We start from the raw sequence: 16,528 nt of genomic DNA on the forward strand, positions 1-16,528 counted from the left end.
CGGGGCATGCGGGCGGGGCGGCCCCGCACCGATGGGGCCGCCCCTCCCGCATGCCCGGAGAACGCGGCACGCAGGCCGTTGCGCGGGCCCGCATCGGCAGAGCGCCCGTACGCCGCCCGGTGAGGTCCGCATAATGTGCTGAGACATCCGATGTCTGAGCGGTGGGAGGGCTGGTCATGGCAGTCACCGACGAGGCGATCGAGAAGATCAAGGGGATGATCGTCTCCGGTGCGCTGGGGCCCGGGGACCGGCTGCCCAAGGAGAGTGAACTGGCCGCCGAGCTGGGCCTGTCCCGGAATTCGCTGCGGGAGGCCGTGCGGGCGCTGTCGCTGATCCGGATCCTGGACGTGCGGCAGGGCGACGGCACCTATGTCACCAGCCTCGACCCGCAACTGCTGCTGGAGGCGCTGAGTTTCGTCGTCGACTTCCACCGCGACGACACCGTGCTCGAGTTCCTTGCGGTGCGCCGGATCCTGGAACCGGCCGCGACGGCGATGGCGGCGTTCCGGATCGGCGAGCAGCAACTGGACGCCCTGTCCACGCAGTTGGACGCGCTCGGCGGCGACCCCTCGGTGGAGGAGCTGGTCGCCGCCGATCTGGAGTTCCACCGCGGCATCGTGCGCGGCGCCGGCAACTCGGTGCTGTGCTCCCTGCTGGACGGACTGTCGGGTCCCACCACGCGGGCCCGGATCTGGCGGGGCCTCACCCAGGAGGACGCGGTCGGCCGCACCTTGCGCGAGCACCGGGCGATCCTGGCCGCGCTGCGCGACCGGGACGCGGAGGCGGCGCGCTCCTGGGCGACCGTGCACATCGCGAGCGTGGAGCAGTGGCTGCGGTCCACGCTGTGAGGCGGCCGGGGGGCGCCTCGGCAGGCACGGGCCGTCTTCAGCGCTCGGGTGTTCCTCGGTGGCGAACGGGGCAGTGATCCGGTCACTCCCCCACACGAGGGGGCTGCGGGCGCCCCCGCCGGACGCCGTAAGGTTGGTGAGTCAGGCGAGGGCACGTCGGAAGGAGGCACTGGGTGATCGAGCTGGAGGGGGTTCCCGAGCTGATCGACCCAGTCATGGTGGCCGCGTTCGAGGGCTGGAACGATGCCGGCGACGCCGCCTCCACGGCGGTCGCGCATCTGGAGCGGGAATGGAAGGGCGAGGTGTTCGCGGCGCTGGACGCCGAGGACTACTACGACTTCCAGGTGAACCGGCCCACGGTGTTCATGGACGGCGGTGTGCGCAAGATCACCTGGCCGACGACCCGGCTGTCGGTGGTCCGCGTCGGCGGCGAGAAGCCGCGCGACCTGGTGCTGGTGCGCGGCATCGAGCCGTCCATGCGCTGGCGCTCGTTCTGCAACGAGCTGCTCGGCTTCGCACACGAACTGGGCGTCGAGCTGGTCGTCATCCTGGGCGCCTTGCTCGGTGACACCCCGCACACGCGCCCGGTGCCGGTCAGCGGGGTGACGTCCGACGCGGACCTGGCCCAGCGGATGGACCTGGAGGAGACCAAGTACGAGGGCCCGACGGGCATCGTCGGCGTCCTGCAGGAGGCGTGCGCGCACGCCGGTGTCCCCGCGGTGTCGCTGTGGGCGGCCGTACCGCACTACGTCTCCCAGCCGCCCAACCCGAAGGCCACGCTGGCGTTGCTGAACCGGCTGGAGGACCTGCTGGACCTGCGCATTCCGCAGGGCGAGCTGCCCGAGGACGCGCGTGCCTGGCAGGTCGGCGTGGACCAGCTGGCCGCCGAGGACAGCGAGGTCGCCGAGTACGTGCAGACGCTGGAGGAGGCCCGGGACACCGCGGAGCTGCCGGAGGCGTCGGGCGAGGCGATCGCCCGCGAGTTCGAGCGGTATCTGCGGCGCCGGGACGTGGGCCCTCCGGGCGGTAAGCCGCGGCCGCCTGCCGCCGGCGGCGGAGGCAAGGACGACGAGGACAACTCGGAGGACTGAGAGTGTGGAAAGGGGCGGTTCCTCTCCGGGAACCGCCCCTTTCCGTACGGGCGACTGCCGCGAGGGGGTCGGTCGTCCGCTGCGCCGTTGTGGCCGGTCGCGCAGTTTCCCGCGACCCTCGCGGGACGCCCCCCTCACCGTGCTTAGAGGGCCACCCCCAACAGCGCGTCCACCGTGCGCGTGACGACGCCCGGTGCGCCCGTGTCCGTGCCGCCGTGTTCCTCCTGGTGAGCCGCCCAGCGGTCCACCGCGGCCAGGGCGGTGGGGGCGTCGAGGTCGTTGGACAGGGCCTCGCGGATTTCCTCGACCAGGGTGTCGGCCAACGGGCCGTCGGGCCGGGAGACGGCCGCGCGCCAGCGGCCGAGGCGGGCCACGGCGTCCTCGAGGACCTGGTCGGTCCACTCCCACTCGGCGCGGTAGTGGTGGGCCAGCAGGGCGAGCCGGATGGCGGCCGGGTCGACGCCGTCGCGGCGCAGCCGGGAGACGAAGACGAGGTTGCCCTTGGACTTGGACATCTTCTCGCCGTGCAGGGCGACCATGCCCGCGTGGACATAGGCCTTGGCCATGGGGAACTCGCCGGTGAGCACCTGGGCGTGCGAGGCGCCCATCTCGTGGTGCGGGAAGGCGAGGTCGGAGCCGCCGCCCTGGACGTCGAAGCCCATGCCGAGGTGGTCGAGGGCGATCGCGACGCACTCGATGTGCCAGCCGGGCCGGCCCCGGCCGAGGGAGGCGCCGTCCCAGCTGGGCTCGCCCTCCCGGGCCGCCATCCACAGCATCGGGTCGACCGGGTTCTTCTTGCCCGGACGGTCCGGGTCGCCGCCGCGCTCGGCGGACAGCAGCCGCATGGCGGCCGCGTCGAGGTTCGAGACCTTGCCGAAGTTCGGGTCGGACTCGACGGAGAAGTAGATGTCACCCTCCAGCTCGTAGGCGGCGCCGAGTTCGCGCAGCCGCTCCACGAGGGGGACGATGCCGGGTATCGCCTCGACGGCGCCTATGTAGTGCTGGGGCGGGAGCATCCGCAGGGCGGTCATGTCCTCGCGGAAGAGGGCCGTCTCCTTCTCGGCGAGGGCGACCCAGTCGACACCGTCCCGCTCCGCGCGCTCCAGCAGCGGATCGTCGACGTCGGTGACGTTCTGGACGTAGTGGACCTGCCGCTTGGTGTCGAGCCACACGCGCTGAACCAGGTCGAACGCGTTGTAGGTCGCCGCGTGCCCCATGTGGGTGGCGTCGTACGGGGTGATGCCGCAGACGTAGATACGGGCGACGGGACCGGGGTCGAGGGTGACGAGGCCGCCGGTCGCGGTGTCGTGGATCCTCAGGTCGCGGCCCTGACCAGGCAGGGCGGGGACCTCGGAAGCGGGCCAGGCATGCATGTACATGAGCCTAACCGGCCACCAGCTGCGTATACGAACGGGATGGCGTCGGATGGCCGGTTACGCGGTCTTGCGCATCGGCGGCCGGTGTGCTGATCGTGCTCACACCGGTGGCCAGGGGATCGCCGGCCACTCGCCGCTCGGTTCCGGGTGCACCCCCGTGGTGAGCAGCGCGTCGACGCGCGCACGTGTGGCGTCGGTCTCGGCCGGGGTGATCAGTCCGGCCAGCCGCGCGCCCAGTGACCCGTCCAGTGTTGCGCGCAGTCCCTCGAGGACGTCGACGGCCTCGGCGGTCAGCGGCTCGCCCGCCCAGCCCCACAGCAGCGTGCGCAGCTTGTCGTCGACGTTGAAGGTGACGCCGTGGTCGATGCCGTAGAGCCGGCCGTCGACGGTGGGCAGCAGATGGCCGCCCTTCCGGTCGGCGTTGTTGATCACCGCGTCGAGGACGGCGAGCCGGCGCAGCCGCTCGTCGTCGGCGTGCACGAGGAGCGCGGTGCGGCCCTCGCCGACCTCCGCGAGGCCGATCGCCTTCCAGCCCGGCTCCGGCTCCTCCGCGTCGACGAGGGCGAGCAGCTCCGCCTCGGCCTGGGCGTCGATCCACAGCTGGCACATCCCCTCGCCGTACGGCCCGTCGCGCAGCACGGTCGGCGGGACCAGCCCCCACCCGGTGGCCTCGGAGACCTGGTAGGCGGCCACCTCGCGGCCGGCCAGGGTGCCGTCGGGGAAGTCCCACAGCCGGCGCTCCCCGGCCACCGGCTTGTAGATGCAGGAGGCCTGCCGGCCGTCGAGGGCGATGGTGCAGAACAGTGCGGCGTTGGACGCCTCGCGGATCCGGCCGCGCACGGTCAGCTCACCCCGCGCGAGCAGTTCGGCGGCCTCGGCGTCGGCCGCCACGTCCTCGGACGTCACGCTCCGCGGCGGTATCCGTTCTGGCGCGGACATACGTGTCCTTCCGGATCGAGCGGGAGGCTGCACAGCGGACACGGCGGCCGCCCGGCGTTGACGATGTCGAGGGCGCGCTTGGCGAAGGCCCGGGCCTGCGCGCCGGTCAGCCGGACCCGCAGCATCGGGGGCCCGTTCTCCTCGTCCTGGAGCAGTCGCTCCTCGGCCTCTGCGAGGTCCTCCTCGGTGTCGGCGTCCAGCTCGACGAGGGCCTGCGCCTCCACGATCATGCGCTGTTCCTCGCCGTCCCAGGCCAGTGCCATGGTGCCGACGCGGAACTCCTCCTCGATGGGGGTCTCGAGCGGGGCGTTGTCGGCGTTCTCGGTGGGGGCCATGGCGGGGACCGCGGCGCTGCCACCACTGCGCCGTACGACCTCGTCGAGCAGTTCGTCCATGCGCTCGGCGAGCGCGGCCACCTGGGTCTTCTCCAGAGCCACGCTGGTCACCCGAGAGCCTGCGGTGGCCTGGAGGAAGAACGTACGGCGTCCGGGCAGTCCGACCGTGCCGGCCACGAAGCGGTCCGGCGGGTCGTAGAGGAACACCTGACGGGACACGTCCTGTCTCCAGTGAGAGTGAGTTCGAGAGTTTCAGCGGTGCGGGCCATAGCGGACACGCGACTGTGCGGATCGCTTCACCCTACTGCGGCCGACGATCACGGTGCGCCCGCACCACCTCCGACCGGTGCGTCGCCCTCACTGGGTTCCTCGCGCGGGGCGAGCGAAGCGAAGTCCCCGGTGTCCCCGAGGCGGACCAGGAACGGCCTGAGGCGTGTGTAGCGGATCGCGGTGACGGAACACGGCTCGACGGAGATCCGCTGGAAGAGGTCGAGGTGGAGGCCGAGGGCGTCGGCGACCAGGGACTTGATGATGTCCCCGTGGGAGCACATGAGGTAGACGGCGTCGGCACCGTGGTCGCGCTCCACGCGCGCGTTCCACTCGCGCACGGCCTCGGCCGCGCGGGTCTGCATGGCGCGCATGGACTCGCCGCCGGGGAAGGCGGCGGCCGACGGGTGGGCCTGGACGACGTCCATCAGCGGTTCGTCCTTGAGCTCGGCGAGCTTCCGGCCGGACCAGTCGCCGTAGTGGCACTCCCCGATCCGCTCGTCGGTGTGGGCGGTGAGGCCCGGGCGGGCCTCGAGCAGCGGGCGTAGGGTCTCCTGGCAGCGCTCGAGGGGGCTGGTGACCACCTCGGAGATCGGCAGCGCGGCGAGCCTGCCGGGCAGCGCGGCGGCCTGGGCGGCGCCGCGCTCGTCCAGGGCGACGCCTGGCGTCCACCCGGCGAGGAGTCCGGATGTGTTGGCGGTGGAGCGTCCGTGCCTGACGAGGATCAGCGTGGGCATGCGGCCCAGGGTAGGCGTATCAGCACATGCCCCGGATACCGGGCGAAGGGAGAATGCGCTCCGTGATCGTCGACTGCGCCATTTATCGGCACGGGCACCGCACCGAGGGCCCCGAGGACCTGTCAGACGCGCTCGCCGAGGCACGGGCCGAAGGCGGGTTCGTGTGGATCGGGCTGTACGAGCCGTCCGAGCGGGAGTTCGACCTGGTCACCCAGGAGTTCGGGCTCCATCCGCTGGCGGTGGAGGACGCCCTGAACGCGCACCAGCGGCCCAAGCTGGAGGTGTACGACGACTCGCTGTTCATGGTGCTGAAACCGGTCGTGTACGAACCGGAGAGCGACACGGTCTCCACCGGCGAGGTGATGGTCTTCGTCGGCGACGGCTTCGTGGTCACCGTCCGCCACGGCGAGGGCTCGCCGCTGGCCGCCGTACGGCGCCGGCTGGAGGAGGAGCCGGAGATGCTCGACAAGGGCCCGACGGCCGTGCTGTACGCGATCTCGGACGCCGTCGTGGACCACTATCTGGAAGTGGCGACCGAGCTGCAGACCGATCTGGACGAGCTGGAGGCGGAGGTGTTCCAGCCGGAGAGCGGCGGCTCGCGCGGCACCGCCTCCCGGATCTACGGCTTCAAACGGCAGATCCTGGAGTTCCGGCGGGCCACCGGGCCGCTGACGCTGCCGCTGTCCCGGCTCGCGGGCACCGGCGCGCCGGGCGGCGGGGTGCCGTTCGTGCACGACAAGGCGCGCCCGTTCTTCCGGGACGTGGGCGACCACCTGACGCGGGTGAACGAGTCCGTGGAGGGCCTGGACCGGCTGGTGTCGGACGTCCTGTCGGCGCACCTGGCGCAGATGAGCGTGCGGCAGAACGACGACATGCGGAAGATCTCCGCGTGGGCGGCGATGGCCGCGGTCCCCACGATGATCGCGGGGATCTACGGCATGAACTTCGACCACATGCCGGAGCTGCACTGGCTGTGGTCGTATCCGGCGGTGATCTTGTTGATGGTCGTCCTGGAAGTGCTGCTGCACCGCCTGTTCAAGCGGCGCGGCTGGCTGTGACGCCTGCGACGGTTCAGGCGAACTCGTGGGCGGGGGCGGCGGGGCCGCCGAGGGGGTCGCGGCGCTCGGGGATGCGGAGGGTGGCCATGCGGCGCCAGCCCGCCAGGCGCTCGTAGGCGTACACCGCGTGGATGCCCGCGGCGAGCAGCGCGTACCTGCTCCGGGGCCAGCCGAGGATGCGGCCCATGTGGGCCATCACGGCGAGGCTGACGTCACGGTAGACGCGGATCTCGGCGAGGGCGCACTCGCGCAGGGTGCGCTGGATCAGCCGGCCGTGCCCGGCGGCGGCGAAGCGCAGCAGCTCCTCGTGGGTGTAGGCGAGGTGGTTGACCTCGTCGTCGCAGATCATGCGGACGGCCCTGCCGACGTGGGGGTGGTCGGCGAAGTGCCTGAGCAGCAGCTCCATCTGTTCGGCGGCGCGCTGTTCGGTGACGCGGCTGTGGCAGAGGTAGACGATGATGTCCCGCTCGGTGAGCGGCTCGTCCCGCTTGAGTCGTTCGTGGGCGAGACCGATGCCGTGCCGCTCCAGGAGCATCGTGTAGTCGGTCGCGGGCGGTACGGCGACCGGAATGAGCCCGCGCTTCCTCAGCAGGGCGTTGAACAGGCGCCCGTGCTTGTCCTCGTCGGCGCCGTGGCGGGCGATCTTCGGGGCCAGCGCGCGTTCGCTCGGCGGCACGAGGGCGGCGATCCGTCCGTTCTCCCAGCCGCCCTGGGACTCCCCGCCGGCGGCGATGGAGCAGAAGAGCCGGAACGACTCGTCGTTGTCGAGGATCTCCCGGAACAGACTCCTGGCCGACAGCATGGACGCCACCTCTCCGCAAGACTGCGGAGCATTCCGCAGCATTTCCGTACGGCTCCGCAAAGAACGAGTCAAATGCGGGCAGAGAGGGGTCGCAACACGGGTGTCTGCCGGCTCGGCCGAAAGAAGGAACACCGGGTTCGTAACCGCCTGGCGCCGGGAGCGTTGTCTCCGGTGACGGCCGTGGCGGGGAAGACCCCCGAGCCCCCACCACGGCCGCTGAATCCTCTAGGCCAGACCGGCGCGCTCCAGGGCCTCGGTGCCGGCCCGCAGGGAGGCGATCCGCTCCTCCAGCGTGAACCCGGCCGGCGCCAGGCTGAGCGTGGTGACACCGGCCGCGGCGTAGGCCTTCATCCGGTCGGCGATGCGGTCGACGGAGCCCAGCAGGGTCGTCTTGTCGATGAGGTCCTGCGGGATCGCGGCCGCCGCACCCTGCTTGTCGCCGGACAGGTACTTCTGCTGGATCTCGGCGGCCTCCTTCTCGTATCCCATGCGCTGCGCGAGCCGGTTGTAGAAGTTCTGCCTGGCGCTGCCCATGCCGCCGACGTAGAGGGCGGTGTAGGGGCGGAAGGTGTCGGCGAGGCGGGCCACGTCCTTGTCGTCGCCGACGGACAGCGGCAGGGTCGGGCACACGTCGAACCCGTCGAGGGTCCTGCCCGCCTTCTCCCGGCCCGCCCGCAGGTGGGTGATCGTGGTCTCCTCCAGGTGCTCGGCGGAGGGGAAGATCAGCAGCGCGCCGTCGGCGATCTCGCCGGTCTGCTCCAGGTTCTTCGGGCCGATCGCGGCGATGTAGAGCGGGATGTGCTCGCGCTGGGGGTGCACGGTCAGCTTGATCGGCTTGCCGGGGCCGCCGGGCAGCGGCAGCGTCCAGTGCTCGCCCTCGTACGTCAGCCGCTCCCGGGTCATCGCCTTGCGCACGATCTCCACGTACTCGCGGGTGCGGGCGAGAGGCTTGTCGAACTTGACGCCGTACCAGCCCTCGGAGACCTGCGGCCCGGACACGCCGAGGCCGAGCCGGAAGCGTCCGCCGGAGAGCGAGTCGAGCGTCGCGGCCGTCATCGCGGTCATCGCGGGCTGGCGCGCCGGGATCTGGAAGATGGCCGAGCCGACGTCGATCCGCTCGGTCTGCGCGGCGACCCACGACAGGACCGTCGGCGCGTCGGAGCCGTAGGCCTCGGCGGCCCAGCACACCGAGTAGCCCAGCCGGTCCGCCTCCTGGGCCACGGCCAGATTGTCCCCGTCCATTCCGGCACCCCAGTAGCCGAGGTTGATCCCGAGCTGCATGGCCGATTCCCCTTACCCATGAGTAACGTCCTTGTCGGGGCGACCTTAGCGCGGGGGCGGGGCCGGGGGCAGGACCTGGCCTGGACAGGGACGGTGATCACGCGGTGCGCCAGGCGGTTTCCGAGTTGTCCACAGGCAACCCACCGCACGGGTTCTGGCCAGTAATCTCGCCCGCATGGAGCAGAGGCATCTCGGCCGTACCGGCCTGCGCGTGTCCCGGATCGGACTCGGCACCCTCACCTGGGGCCGGGACACCGACGAGCACGACGCCGCGGACATGCTGAAGGCGTTCTGGGAGGCCGGCGGCACCCTCGTCGACACCGCGGACGTGTACGGCGACGGAGAGGCGGAGTACCTGCTCGGGAGGCTGATGGACGGCCTGGTCCCGCGCCGGGACCTGGTGATCTCCACCAAGGCCGGCAGCGTCCCCGACCCCGACCGCCGCTTCGACGGCTCCCGCGGCCATCTGCTCGCCGCGCTCGACGCGTCCCTGGCCCGGCTGGGAACCGACCACGTCGACGTGTGGCACGTCCACGCCTACGACCCCGACACCCCGCTGGACGAGACGCTCCAGTCCCTCGACATAGCGGTCGGCAGCGGCCGCGCCCGGTACGCCGGCGTGTCCAACTTCTGCGGCTGGCAGCTCGCCAAGGCGGCCACCTGGCAGCTCGCCGCGCCCGGCACGAGAACCCGGCTGGCCAGCACGCAGATGGAGTACTCACTGCTGCAGCGGGGAGTGGAGCGCGAGGTGCTGCCCGCCGCGCTGGACCTCGGTGTCGGCCTGCTGCCCTCCTCCCCGCTCGGCCGGGGCGTGCTCACCGGCAAGTACCGGCACACCACTCCCCCGGACTCGCGCGGCGCCTCCGAGCACCTGGCGCCGTTCGTGGAGCCGTACCTGGACGACACGGCGACGCGCATCGTGGACGCGGTGACGACGGCCGCCGACGGACTCGCCGTCACCCCGCTGCAGGTGGCCCTCGCCTGGGTCCGGGACCGGCCCGGCGTGGCCGCGCCGATCGTCGGCGCGCGCAACGCGCAGCAGCTCACGGCGGCATTGTCAGTGGAGGCCCTTAGTCTTCCTGACGAGATCTGCCGGGCGCTGGACGATGTGTCGGCGCCCGTGCACCGCTATCCCGATCACGACTGGAGCACGCTGTGAGCACGGAGCCGGAGACCACGGAGGAAGCCGGGCCGGGGACACCGGAAACATCCGGGGCGCCGGGCGGCGAGACCGCGCCCGACGAGAGCCGTGGGGACCGCCTCGACGCGAACGGCACCGAGGCGAACGGCACCGAGGCGAACGGCACCGACGCGAAGGGCACCGCTGCGAACGGCACCGAGGACGAGGGCGACAGCGCGGGTGCCTCCGCGGGCGAGGTCAGCGCGGGCGGCGGTGGCGAGGGCGTGGGCCCCGGTGAAGCCGCGGCCGGCGACGGCGCCGCGGCCCAGGCGTCCGAGGCGGAGGCCGAGCTGGCCGCGCAGCGGATCGAGCGGGAGCGCATCGAGCGGCGCAAGGCCGAGAGGCAGGGCCCGATCGAGAGCGGCGCCAAGCTGAGCGGCAAGGCGGCCGACCTGCTCGCCGCGGTGCGGGCGGTGGAGAGCGGGGAGAAGCCGGTGGCCACGGTGTTCGCCGAGCCTGCGCCCGCACCGCGCCGTCCGGCCCCGGAGCCCGTACGGCGGCCGCAGCCCGCCGCGCCGGACACCGCCGGACCAGCCGCCCCGGCACCGGAGACGGTGGCGGGCGTCCGCCGGGTGCTGGCCGAGGGCGGCGCTCCCGAGGCCCTGGCCGCGCAGGTCGCCTCGGCGCTCGGCGAGGGCGCCGACGCGGTGCTGAGCGAGGACCCCTGGCAGCTGCTGCGGATCGGCGGTGTACGGCCCGACCAGGCCGACGGCTTCGCCCGGTCGCTGCTCGGCGCCGCCGGCGGCCCCGGTGACGAGCGGCGGGGCCGCGCGCTCACCGTGTGGCTGCTGGAGCAGGCGGCCCTCGCCGGGCACACGGCACTGGAGTTGCCCGCGCTCATCTCGGCGCTGGCCCGGCAGGGCGTGCCGGACCCGGACGCTGCGGTGCAGAGCACGCTCGCGGAGGGCGAGGCCCTGGCGTTCCAGGACGCCCTGGAGGAACCGGGAGCCGCCGCGCCGCGGGAGGCCGCATCCGGCGGGGACGGGGAGGACGGCGAGGAAGAGGAGGAGCGGCCGGTTCGGGTCCTCGTCGGCCTGGAGCGGTACGCCCTGGCCGAGGAGAGCCTGGCCGACGGCCTGGCCCGGCTGGTCAACTCGCTGTCCAAGGAGAGCGAGCAGCTCTGGCAGGCGGCCGCCGGGGCCGTCTCCGGCGAGCCGGCCGAGCTGGCCCGCGCGGTCGCCGGGCACGGCCTGGTGCTGCACACCGGCGGGGAGGCGGCGCGCGCCGAGCCGGCCGCGCTGCTGGGCGCGGCGCGGGCAGCGGGCCTGCGGGCGTTCGCCGTCTGCCACACGCCCGACGGACGCCACCGCTTCGCCGCGCTGCCGGGTGCGGACCCGGCGGAGCACAGCGTGGGCACGGTCGCCGGTCTGCTGTCCGGCGCCGAGGGCCCGGGCCGGGACGCGGACGGCTTGCTGGAGCTCGATCTGCTGATCGTGCTGGACGCGCCGCAGCTCGACGTGGAGAGCGCCGCGATGCTGGTGGAGTCGCTGCCCGACGGGGCCCGGCTGGTGCTCAGCGGCGACCCGGCGGTGCTGTGGTCGGCCGGTCCGGGGCGCGTCCTCGCCGACCTGCTCGCCTCCCGTGTCTGCCCGCAGGTCACCTCCCGCGTCCCCGACCCCGGCCCGATCGGCGAGCTGGTCTCCGGTATCGGTATCGGCGAGCTCAACCAGGTCGCCGCTCCGGGCAAGGAGATCGTCATCGTCCCGGTGCGGGACGCTGGCGAGGCCGTGCACCGGACCGTCCAGCTGGTCGCGGACTCGGTGCCCCGGGCCATCGGTGTCCCGGCCGACCAGACCGTGGTGATCACTCCGGGGCACGGCGGCGCCGCGGGCACCCGCGCGCTCAACGCCGCGCTGAAGGAGCGCCTCAACCCCGGCCCCGGCCGCTTCGGCGGCTTCGACCCGGGCGACCGGATCGCCTACTCCCCCGCTGCGGGCCGCACGGTGACGGGCGTGGTGGTGAAGGCCGGCACGGACGGGCTGCACCTGTCGTGCGCGGGCGCCCCGGTGGTCGTACCGCGCGAGCGAGTGGAGGGCACCGTACGGCACGGCTGGGCGCTCACCGCGCACCAGGCCGTGGGGACCCGCTGGCCGGCGGCGGTGGTGGTACTGCCCGGCGATACCGCGCAGGCGCTCAGCAGACCCTGGGTGTACACGGCGTTCGGCCGGGCGGAGCGGCATCTGTCCGTGGTCCACGGCGTGGAGCAGGCCTTGCCGAAGGCGGTGACGGAGATCCCGGCCAAGCCCCGCACGACCCGCTTGCAGACGCTGCTGCGGACCCAGGTGCCGGCCGCCGGCTGACGGGTTCTCCCACCGCGACGGCGCTCAGTCGCGCACGTCGGCGAAGTCCGGCGGTGCCGTACCGGCCCCAGGCCGCCACGGCACCGCCGGCCCCCTTACTTCTCGGTGTCCAGCGGCTCCAGATCCTCGTCCTCGACGAAGTCGAGATCGTCGGCCTCCTCGGTGTCTTCCTCCTCGTCGAACACGGCGCTGACGTCGAAGCGGCACACCACCGCCTGCGTGTCGACGTGCTCGAACGGAGCCTCCAGCCACTCCCCGGCCTCCGAGGGCTCGTCCGCCGCGGTGACCCAGAGCGTGGAGTCCCCCTCCTCCAGGCCGAACTCCTTGTGCCGGGAGGCGATCTCGTCCGGTTCGAACTCGCCGAACAGGATGCCCAGTGCGCCCGGAACCGTACCGGTGGCATCGTCGGCCGGGCCGCCCGCCGCCTCGTACTCCGCCGCCTCGACCCGCTGGGCCTGCGCCAGCAGCCGCTGGGGTTCCGCCACGGCGTAGTCGCGGCGGATCAGCACACTGATCGCGTTCGGCTCCTCGGGGCCCGCGTACGGGGGCAGTTCCTCCGCACCCGGGATCTCGAAGGGCGTGACCTCGTCGTAGCGGTCGTACAGCAGCTCGTCGTACACCTCGGCGGCCGCGGCCAGCTGGTTGAACGCCTCCAGGACGGCCGGGTCGTCATCCCCCGACCTGCGTTCGACCGCCGCCAGGTGGCGGTCGAGCGCGGTCTTGATTGCCTCGGCGGCGGCGCGTACCTCGGCAGCGGTGGGCTGCGCAGCATCAGACATAGTGCAGACGCTATCCGTACCGGGCCCCAGCCCGCACAATAGATGCGATGCCGGAATACGAATTTGTCGACGTGTATGTGCCTCGCGGGGTGTCCCGCAAGGAGGCGACACGTCTGCTGACGGACCATGCCGAGTACGGACACTGGGAGTTGGACCGACTGAGCCTGCTGCGGGACGGCAGCCGCAAGGTGCGGTTGCGCCGGCGGATCATCCGCCAGGTGCGTGCCACGTGGTGAGGCGCAACACCTGAACGGAGCGGGCCCCGCCGGCATGGCAGGGCCCGCTCCGTTCTCCGGCGCCGCACGGCTCACCGCGCCGTACGGCTGTCCCGGTGCCCGGTTTCGTCGGCTAGGCCATGGCCCGTGCCTTGCGGTAGAGGACGGCGCCCGCGAGCAGCGCGCCCCCGCCGACGGGCAGCACGAGGCCCAGCGGCAGCTCGCTGCCGGTGTGCGCGAGCTGGGCGCCGGTCATGGACGGGGCGGAGTGGCCGCCCGGCTGGTTGACCTGGGCGGACCCGTGAGGCCCCTGCGGCGTGTGACCGCTCTGGCCGGGCGGGGTCGTCGGGCTTCCCGGGTGGTTCGGCCCGCCAGGCTGGTGCGGGGTGCCGGGGTGCCCCGGGTGCCCCGGGTGCCCCGGGTGCCCCGGGTGACCGGGGTGACCGGGGTGACCGGGGTGGCCCGGGTGTCCCGGATGGCCGGGCTGTCCGGGCTGTCCGGGCTGTCCGGGCGGGTTGCCGTGACCGCCGCCCGGCGGCCTGCCGTGGTGGCCACCGCCTCCGTTGCCGCAGTCGTTGCCCTTGGTGGCGTTGCCGACACCGATGACGTTCACGCTGTTTCCGCAGACGTTCACCGGGACGTCGATCGGCGCCTGCACGGTGTTGCCGGATCCGACGCCCGGCGAGCCGCTGGTGCGGCCGCTCGCGTGTGATCCGCCGGAGCCGCCGTGGCCCCCCGAAGCCCCGCCGTGGTTGGCGCAGCTGTTGCCCACCGCCGGGTTGAGCAGTCCGACGACGTTCACGGTGTTGCCGCACACGTTCACCGGGATGTGCACCGGTGCCTGTACGGTGTTGCCGGACAGTACGCCGGGTGAGCCGGCGGCGGCGCCGGACGCGCCCGCGTCGGCGTGGGCGTAGCCGCTCGCGGCGGCGATCACGCCGGTCGCGGCTGCCATGGTCATCAGGCCCTTGCGGGTGGCCTGTCGCATGCTGGGTTCCCCCTGCCTCAAAGTCTTCGAATTCCGTGGGAAAAGACCGGTCGGCCTCGGAGCGCATGGCTCGCGCTCCGAGGCCGACGGCTCGCAGAAGACGCCCCCTCGGGACCGAGGCCCCTTCAGGGAGTCGGCGTCACTTGTTGATGCAGGTGTTGCCGAAGGTGGGGTTCAGGAGCCCGATCACGTTGACCGTGTTGCCGCAGACGTTCACCGGGACGTGCACGGGAACCTGGACGACGTTGCCGGAGACGACACCCGGCGAGTGCACGGCGGCACCCTGGGCACCGGAGTCGGCGACGGCGAGGCCCGCGCCCGCGAGGACCAGCCCACCGGTGGCAGCCGCAGCAGCGACGACCTTCTTGATCATTATTCCTCCTTGTTGGCAAAGCGACCCCAAGGTGCGGAGTCACATCACCTGTAACGAGGAGGAACTAATGAAGCTACGAACCGATCGTCGCATTCACCCGTTTCAGTCGATCTCGTACGCTCGGCCGAATACCTCGGTCCAGAACCTCACGACGCGTCGATGAACCGGTCGAGCACCCGCACGCCGAAGCGCAGCCCGTCCACCGGGACCCGCTCGTCCACGCCGTGGAACATGCCGGCGAAGTCCAGCTCCGGCGGCAGCTTCAGCGGGACGAAGCCGAAGCCGCGGATGCCGAGGTCGTCGAAGGACTTGGCGTCGGTGCCCGCGGAGAGCATGTAGGGGATCGCCTTGGCGGCGGGGTCCTCGGCGAGCAGCGCGGACTGCATGGCCTCCACCAGCGCCCCGTCGAAGCCGGTCTCGACGGCCTTGTCGGTGTGCACGTCCTCGCGGCGCACGTGCGGTCCGAGCAGCCGGTCGAGGTCGCTGAGGAACTCCTCCTCGTAGCCCGGCAGGAACCGTCCGTCGATGTGGGCGGTGGCCTCGCCCGGGATGACGTTGACCTTGTAACCGGCGTTCAGCTGGGTCGGGTTGGCGGTGTTGCTGAGGCTCGCGCCGATCAGCTTGGCGATGCCGCCGAGCTTGGCGAGGGTGGACTGCATGTCCTCCGGGTCCAGCTCGGTGCCGAGCGCGTCGCCCAGCTCGTCCAGGAAGGCCCGGGTGGTCTTGGTGACCCGCACCGGGAACGTGTGCCGGCCGACCCGGGCCACGGCCTCGGACAGTTCGGTGATGGCGTTGTCCCGGTGGATCATGGAGCCGTGCCCGGCGGTGCCGGCCACGGTCAGCTTCATCCAGTGCATGCCCTTCTCGGCCGTCTGGATCAGGTAGAGCCGGCGCTGCTCGTTCACGGTGAACGAGAAACCGCCGACCTCGCTGATCGCCTCGGTGACGCCCTCGAACAGCTCGGGGTGGTTGTCGACCAGGTAGCGGGCGCCGTATGTGCCACCCGCCTCCTCGTCGGCGAGGAAGGCGACCACGATGTCCCGCGGGGGCCGCCGCCCGCTCCTGAGCCGGTCCCGCACGACCGCCAGGGTCATGGCGTCCATGTCCTTCATGTCGACGGCCCCGCGCCCCCACACGCATCCGTCGGTGACCTCACCGGAGAACGGGTGGTGGGTCCAGTCGTCCGCGTTGGCCGGTACGACGTCCAGATGGCCGTGGATCAGCAGCGCCGGCCGGGACGGGTCCTCGCCCTCGATGCGGGCCACCGTCGAGGCGCGGCCCGGGTGGGACTCGAAGATCTTCGGCTCGAGGCCGACCTCGGCGAGTTTCTCGGCGGTCCACTCGGCGGCCTGCCGCTCGCCGGGGCCGGAGTGGTCGCCGTAGTTGCTGGTGTCGAAGCGGATCAGCTCGCGGCAGAGGTCGACGACCTCGTCCTCGCCGGTGACGCTCCTGGCCGTGTCGGTCTCGCTCACGTGCTTCCTCCCGCGCTGTCGCTGCTGGTGGTCCTCCTCATCCTCCCCCCGCCCCCGCCCGCGGCCCAAGACAGGTCCTCGCCCGTCACACGCCGTTCACGCGCGGCCGGGCGCGCGACGGGGGGTGATCAGCCGGCCCCGAAAGCCTGGTAATGTTTCCTCCGTCGCCGCGAGGGAAACCCCGCCAAAGGGAATTCTCCGCACGACAGACACCTTGTCCGGGTGGCGGAATGGCAGACGCGCTAGCTTGAGGTGCTAGTGCCCTTTATCGGGCGTGGGGGTTCAAGTCCCCCCTCGGACACCAGTGAGGGCCCCTGCTCAGCAGGGGCCCTCTGCTTTTGCCGCGAGCAGGCCGCGGGCAGGGGAACTGTCGCTGCGTGTCCGCTCCCTGACGGTGTGTGGGGCATCTCTCGTTCCCCGCGAAGGCCAGCAGGTCAGCGGCCCGGGTCCGGGTCGCCGCGGTCACCCGGACGGCCGTCCCGGGCGG

The 16,528-nt window shown here is 72.4% G+C and carries 16 protein-coding genes and 1 tRNA gene; 7 read left to right on the forward strand and 10 right to left on the reverse strand.

What is annotated here, in order from left to right:
• Positions 1 to 176: 176 nt before the first annotated feature.
• Positions 177 to 848 (forward strand): FadR/GntR family transcriptional regulator, encoded by a 672-nt coding sequence (locus tag ABZ919_RS33695; RefSeq protein WP_361255434.1) that lies wholly within the window; start codon positions 177 to 179, stop codon positions 846 to 848.
• Positions 849 to 1,021: 173 nt separating this feature from the next.
• A complete protein-coding gene (locus ABZ919_RS33700; protein ID WP_361255437.1) occupies positions 1,022 to 1,939 on the forward strand; it encodes a PAC2 family protein in 918 nt (305 codons plus the stop codon).
• Between the two features lie 143 nt (positions 1,940 to 2,082).
• Here the strand turns inward: ABZ919_RS33700 and mshC are convergent, their stop codons facing one another.
• The 4 genes from mshC to ABZ919_RS33720 form a co-directional block, all read right to left on the reverse strand.
• On the reverse strand, positions 2,083 to 3,312 hold the full coding sequence (gene mshC / locus ABZ919_RS33705; RefSeq protein WP_361255439.1) for a cysteine--1-D-myo-inosityl 2-amino-2-deoxy-alpha-D-glucopyranoside ligase: 1,230 nt from the start codon (positions 3,310 to 3,312) through the stop codon (positions 2,083 to 2,085).
• Between the two features lie 102 nt (positions 3,313 to 3,414).
• A complete protein-coding gene (locus ABZ919_RS33710) occupies positions 3,415 to 4,254 on the reverse strand; it encodes an SCO1664 family protein (protein WP_361255442.1) in 840 nt (279 codons plus the stop codon).
• Positions 4,218 to 4,808: a DUF3090 domain-containing protein gene (locus ABZ919_RS33715; protein ID WP_361255445.1), complete on the reverse strand. Its 591-nt coding sequence runs from the start codon at positions 4,806 to 4,808 to the stop codon at positions 4,218 to 4,220. The genes ABZ919_RS33710 and ABZ919_RS33715 overlap by 37 nt, the downstream gene beginning before the upstream one ends.
• A 98-nt stretch (positions 4,809 to 4,906) precedes the next feature.
• Positions 4,907 to 5,593 carry a histidine phosphatase family protein gene (locus ABZ919_RS33720; protein WP_361255447.1) on the reverse strand — a complete coding sequence of 229 codons (687 nt, stop codon included), beginning with the start codon at positions 5,591 to 5,593 and terminating at the stop codon, positions 4,907 to 4,909.
• Positions 5,594 to 5,655: 62 nt separating this feature from the next.
• On the opposite strand from ABZ919_RS33720, the gene corA reads away from it, so the two are divergent.
• Positions 5,656 to 6,651, forward strand: a complete 996-nt coding sequence (corA, locus tag ABZ919_RS33725) for a magnesium/cobalt transporter CorA (RefSeq protein ID WP_361255449.1) — start codon at positions 5,656 to 5,658, stop codon at positions 6,649 to 6,651.
• A gap of 13 nt (positions 6,652 to 6,664) precedes the next feature.
• Here the strand turns inward: corA and ABZ919_RS33730 are convergent, their stop codons facing one another.
• Both ABZ919_RS33730 and ABZ919_RS33735 read right to left on the reverse strand, forming a co-directional pair.
• Positions 6,665 to 7,453 carry a ferritin-like domain-containing protein gene (locus ABZ919_RS33730; RefSeq protein ID WP_361255452.1) on the reverse strand — a complete coding sequence of 263 codons (789 nt, stop codon included), beginning with the start codon at positions 7,451 to 7,453 and terminating at the stop codon, positions 6,665 to 6,667.
• A 225-nt stretch (positions 7,454 to 7,678) separates the two neighbouring features.
• Entirely contained in the window at positions 7,679 to 8,734 is a 1,056-nt protein-coding gene (locus ABZ919_RS33735) for an LLM class F420-dependent oxidoreductase (protein WP_361255455.1), read from the reverse strand.
• A gap of 175 nt (positions 8,735 to 8,909) precedes the next feature.
• Here ABZ919_RS33735 and ABZ919_RS33740 point away from each other — a divergent pair, with 175 nt between their 5' ends.
• On the forward strand, positions 8,910 to 9,893 hold the full coding sequence (locus tag ABZ919_RS33740; protein ID WP_361255458.1) for an aldo/keto reductase: 984 nt from the start codon (positions 8,910 to 8,912) through the stop codon (positions 9,891 to 9,893).
• Positions 9,890 to 12,214: a helix-hairpin-helix domain-containing protein gene (locus ABZ919_RS33745; protein WP_361255461.1), complete on the forward strand. Its 2,325-nt coding sequence runs from the start codon at positions 9,890 to 9,892 to the stop codon at positions 12,212 to 12,214. The genes ABZ919_RS33740 and ABZ919_RS33745 overlap by 4 nt, the downstream gene beginning before the upstream one ends.
• Before the next feature lie 95 nt (positions 12,215 to 12,309).
• Here the strand turns inward: ABZ919_RS33745 and ABZ919_RS33750 are convergent, their stop codons facing one another.
• Positions 12,310 to 12,993, reverse strand: a complete 684-nt coding sequence (locus ABZ919_RS33750; protein ID WP_361255464.1) for a hypothetical protein — start codon at positions 12,991 to 12,993, stop codon at positions 12,310 to 12,312.
• A gap of 47 nt (positions 12,994 to 13,040) precedes the next feature.
• Between ABZ919_RS33750 and ABZ919_RS33755 the strand changes: the two genes are divergently transcribed.
• Complete coding sequence (locus tag ABZ919_RS33755) at positions 13,041 to 13,229, forward strand: DUF5703 family protein (protein ID WP_043407302.1); 189 nt, start codon at positions 13,041 to 13,043, stop codon at positions 13,227 to 13,229.
• 112 nt (positions 13,230 to 13,341) lie between these two features.
• On the opposite strand, the gene ABZ919_RS33760 is transcribed toward ABZ919_RS33755, so the two are convergent.
• From ABZ919_RS33760 to ABZ919_RS33770, 3 genes are all read right to left on the reverse strand, one after another.
• Positions 13,342 to 14,196 carry a chaplin gene (locus ABZ919_RS33760; protein ID WP_361255467.1) on the reverse strand — a complete coding sequence of 285 codons (855 nt, stop codon included), beginning with the start codon at positions 14,194 to 14,196 and terminating at the stop codon, positions 13,342 to 13,344.
• A gap of 139 nt (positions 14,197 to 14,335) precedes the next feature.
• The gene (chpH, locus tag ABZ919_RS33765; RefSeq protein ID WP_361255470.1) at positions 14,336 to 14,569 is read right to left on the reverse strand and encodes a chaplin ChpH; all 234 of its coding nucleotides are present in this window, start codon (positions 14,567 to 14,569) and stop codon (positions 14,336 to 14,338) included.
• Between the two features lie 146 nt (positions 14,570 to 14,715).
• Entirely contained in the window at positions 14,716 to 16,041 is a 1,326-nt protein-coding gene (locus ABZ919_RS33770) for a M20/M25/M40 family metallo-hydrolase (protein ID WP_361255473.1), read from the reverse strand.
• A gap of 216 nt (positions 16,042 to 16,257) precedes the next feature.
• On the opposite strand from ABZ919_RS33770, the gene ABZ919_RS33775 reads away from it, so the two are divergent.
• Positions 16,258 to 16,345: transfer RNA gene (locus ABZ919_RS33775), tRNA-Leu, on the forward strand.
• The last annotated feature ends 183 nt before the right edge of the window (positions 16,346 to 16,528 follow it).

Source organism: Streptomyces sp. NPDC046759, from assembly GCF_040645475.1.
In the GTDB taxonomy this organism is placed as follows: domain Bacteria; phylum Actinomycetota; class Actinomycetes; order Streptomycetales; family Streptomycetaceae; genus Streptomyces.

Coding starts and splice junctions, on each gene's coding strand:
- ABZ919_RS33695 (WP_361255434.1), top strand. CDS start 177: ATGGCAGTCACCGACGAGGCGATCGAGAAGATCAAGGGGATGATCGTC.
- mshC (WP_361255439.1), bottom strand. CDS start 3,312: ATGCATGCCTGGCCCGCTTCCGAGGTCCCCGCCCTGCCTGGTCAGGGC.
- ABZ919_RS33710 (WP_361255442.1), bottom strand. CDS start 4,254: ATGTCCGCGCCAGAACGGATACCGCCGCGGAGCGTGACGTCCGAGGAC.
- ABZ919_RS33720 (WP_361255447.1), bottom strand. CDS start 5,593: ATGCCCACGCTGATCCTCGTCAGGCACGGACGCTCCACCGCCAACACA.
- ABZ919_RS33730 (WP_361255452.1), bottom strand. CDS start 7,453: ATGCTGTCGGCCAGGAGTCTGTTCCGGGAGATCCTCGACAACGACGAG.
- ABZ919_RS33735 (WP_361255455.1), bottom strand. CDS start 8,734: ATGCAGCTCGGGATCAACCTCGGCTACTGGGGTGCCGGAATGGACGGG.
- ABZ919_RS33740 (WP_361255458.1), top strand. CDS start 8,910: ATGGAGCAGAGGCATCTCGGCCGTACCGGCCTGCGCGTGTCCCGGATC.
- ABZ919_RS33750 (WP_361255464.1), bottom strand. CDS start 12,993: ATGTCTGATGCTGCGCAGCCCACCGCTGCCGAGGTACGCGCCGCCGCC.
- ABZ919_RS33755 (WP_043407302.1), top strand. CDS start 13,041: ATGCCGGAATACGAATTTGTCGACGTGTATGTGCCTCGCGGGGTGTCC.
- ABZ919_RS33760 (WP_361255467.1), bottom strand. CDS start 14,196: ATGCGACAGGCCACCCGCAAGGGCCTGATGACCATGGCAGCCGCGACC.
- chpH (WP_361255470.1), bottom strand. CDS start 14,569: ATGATCAAGAAGGTCGTCGCTGCTGCGGCTGCCACCGGTGGGCTGGTC.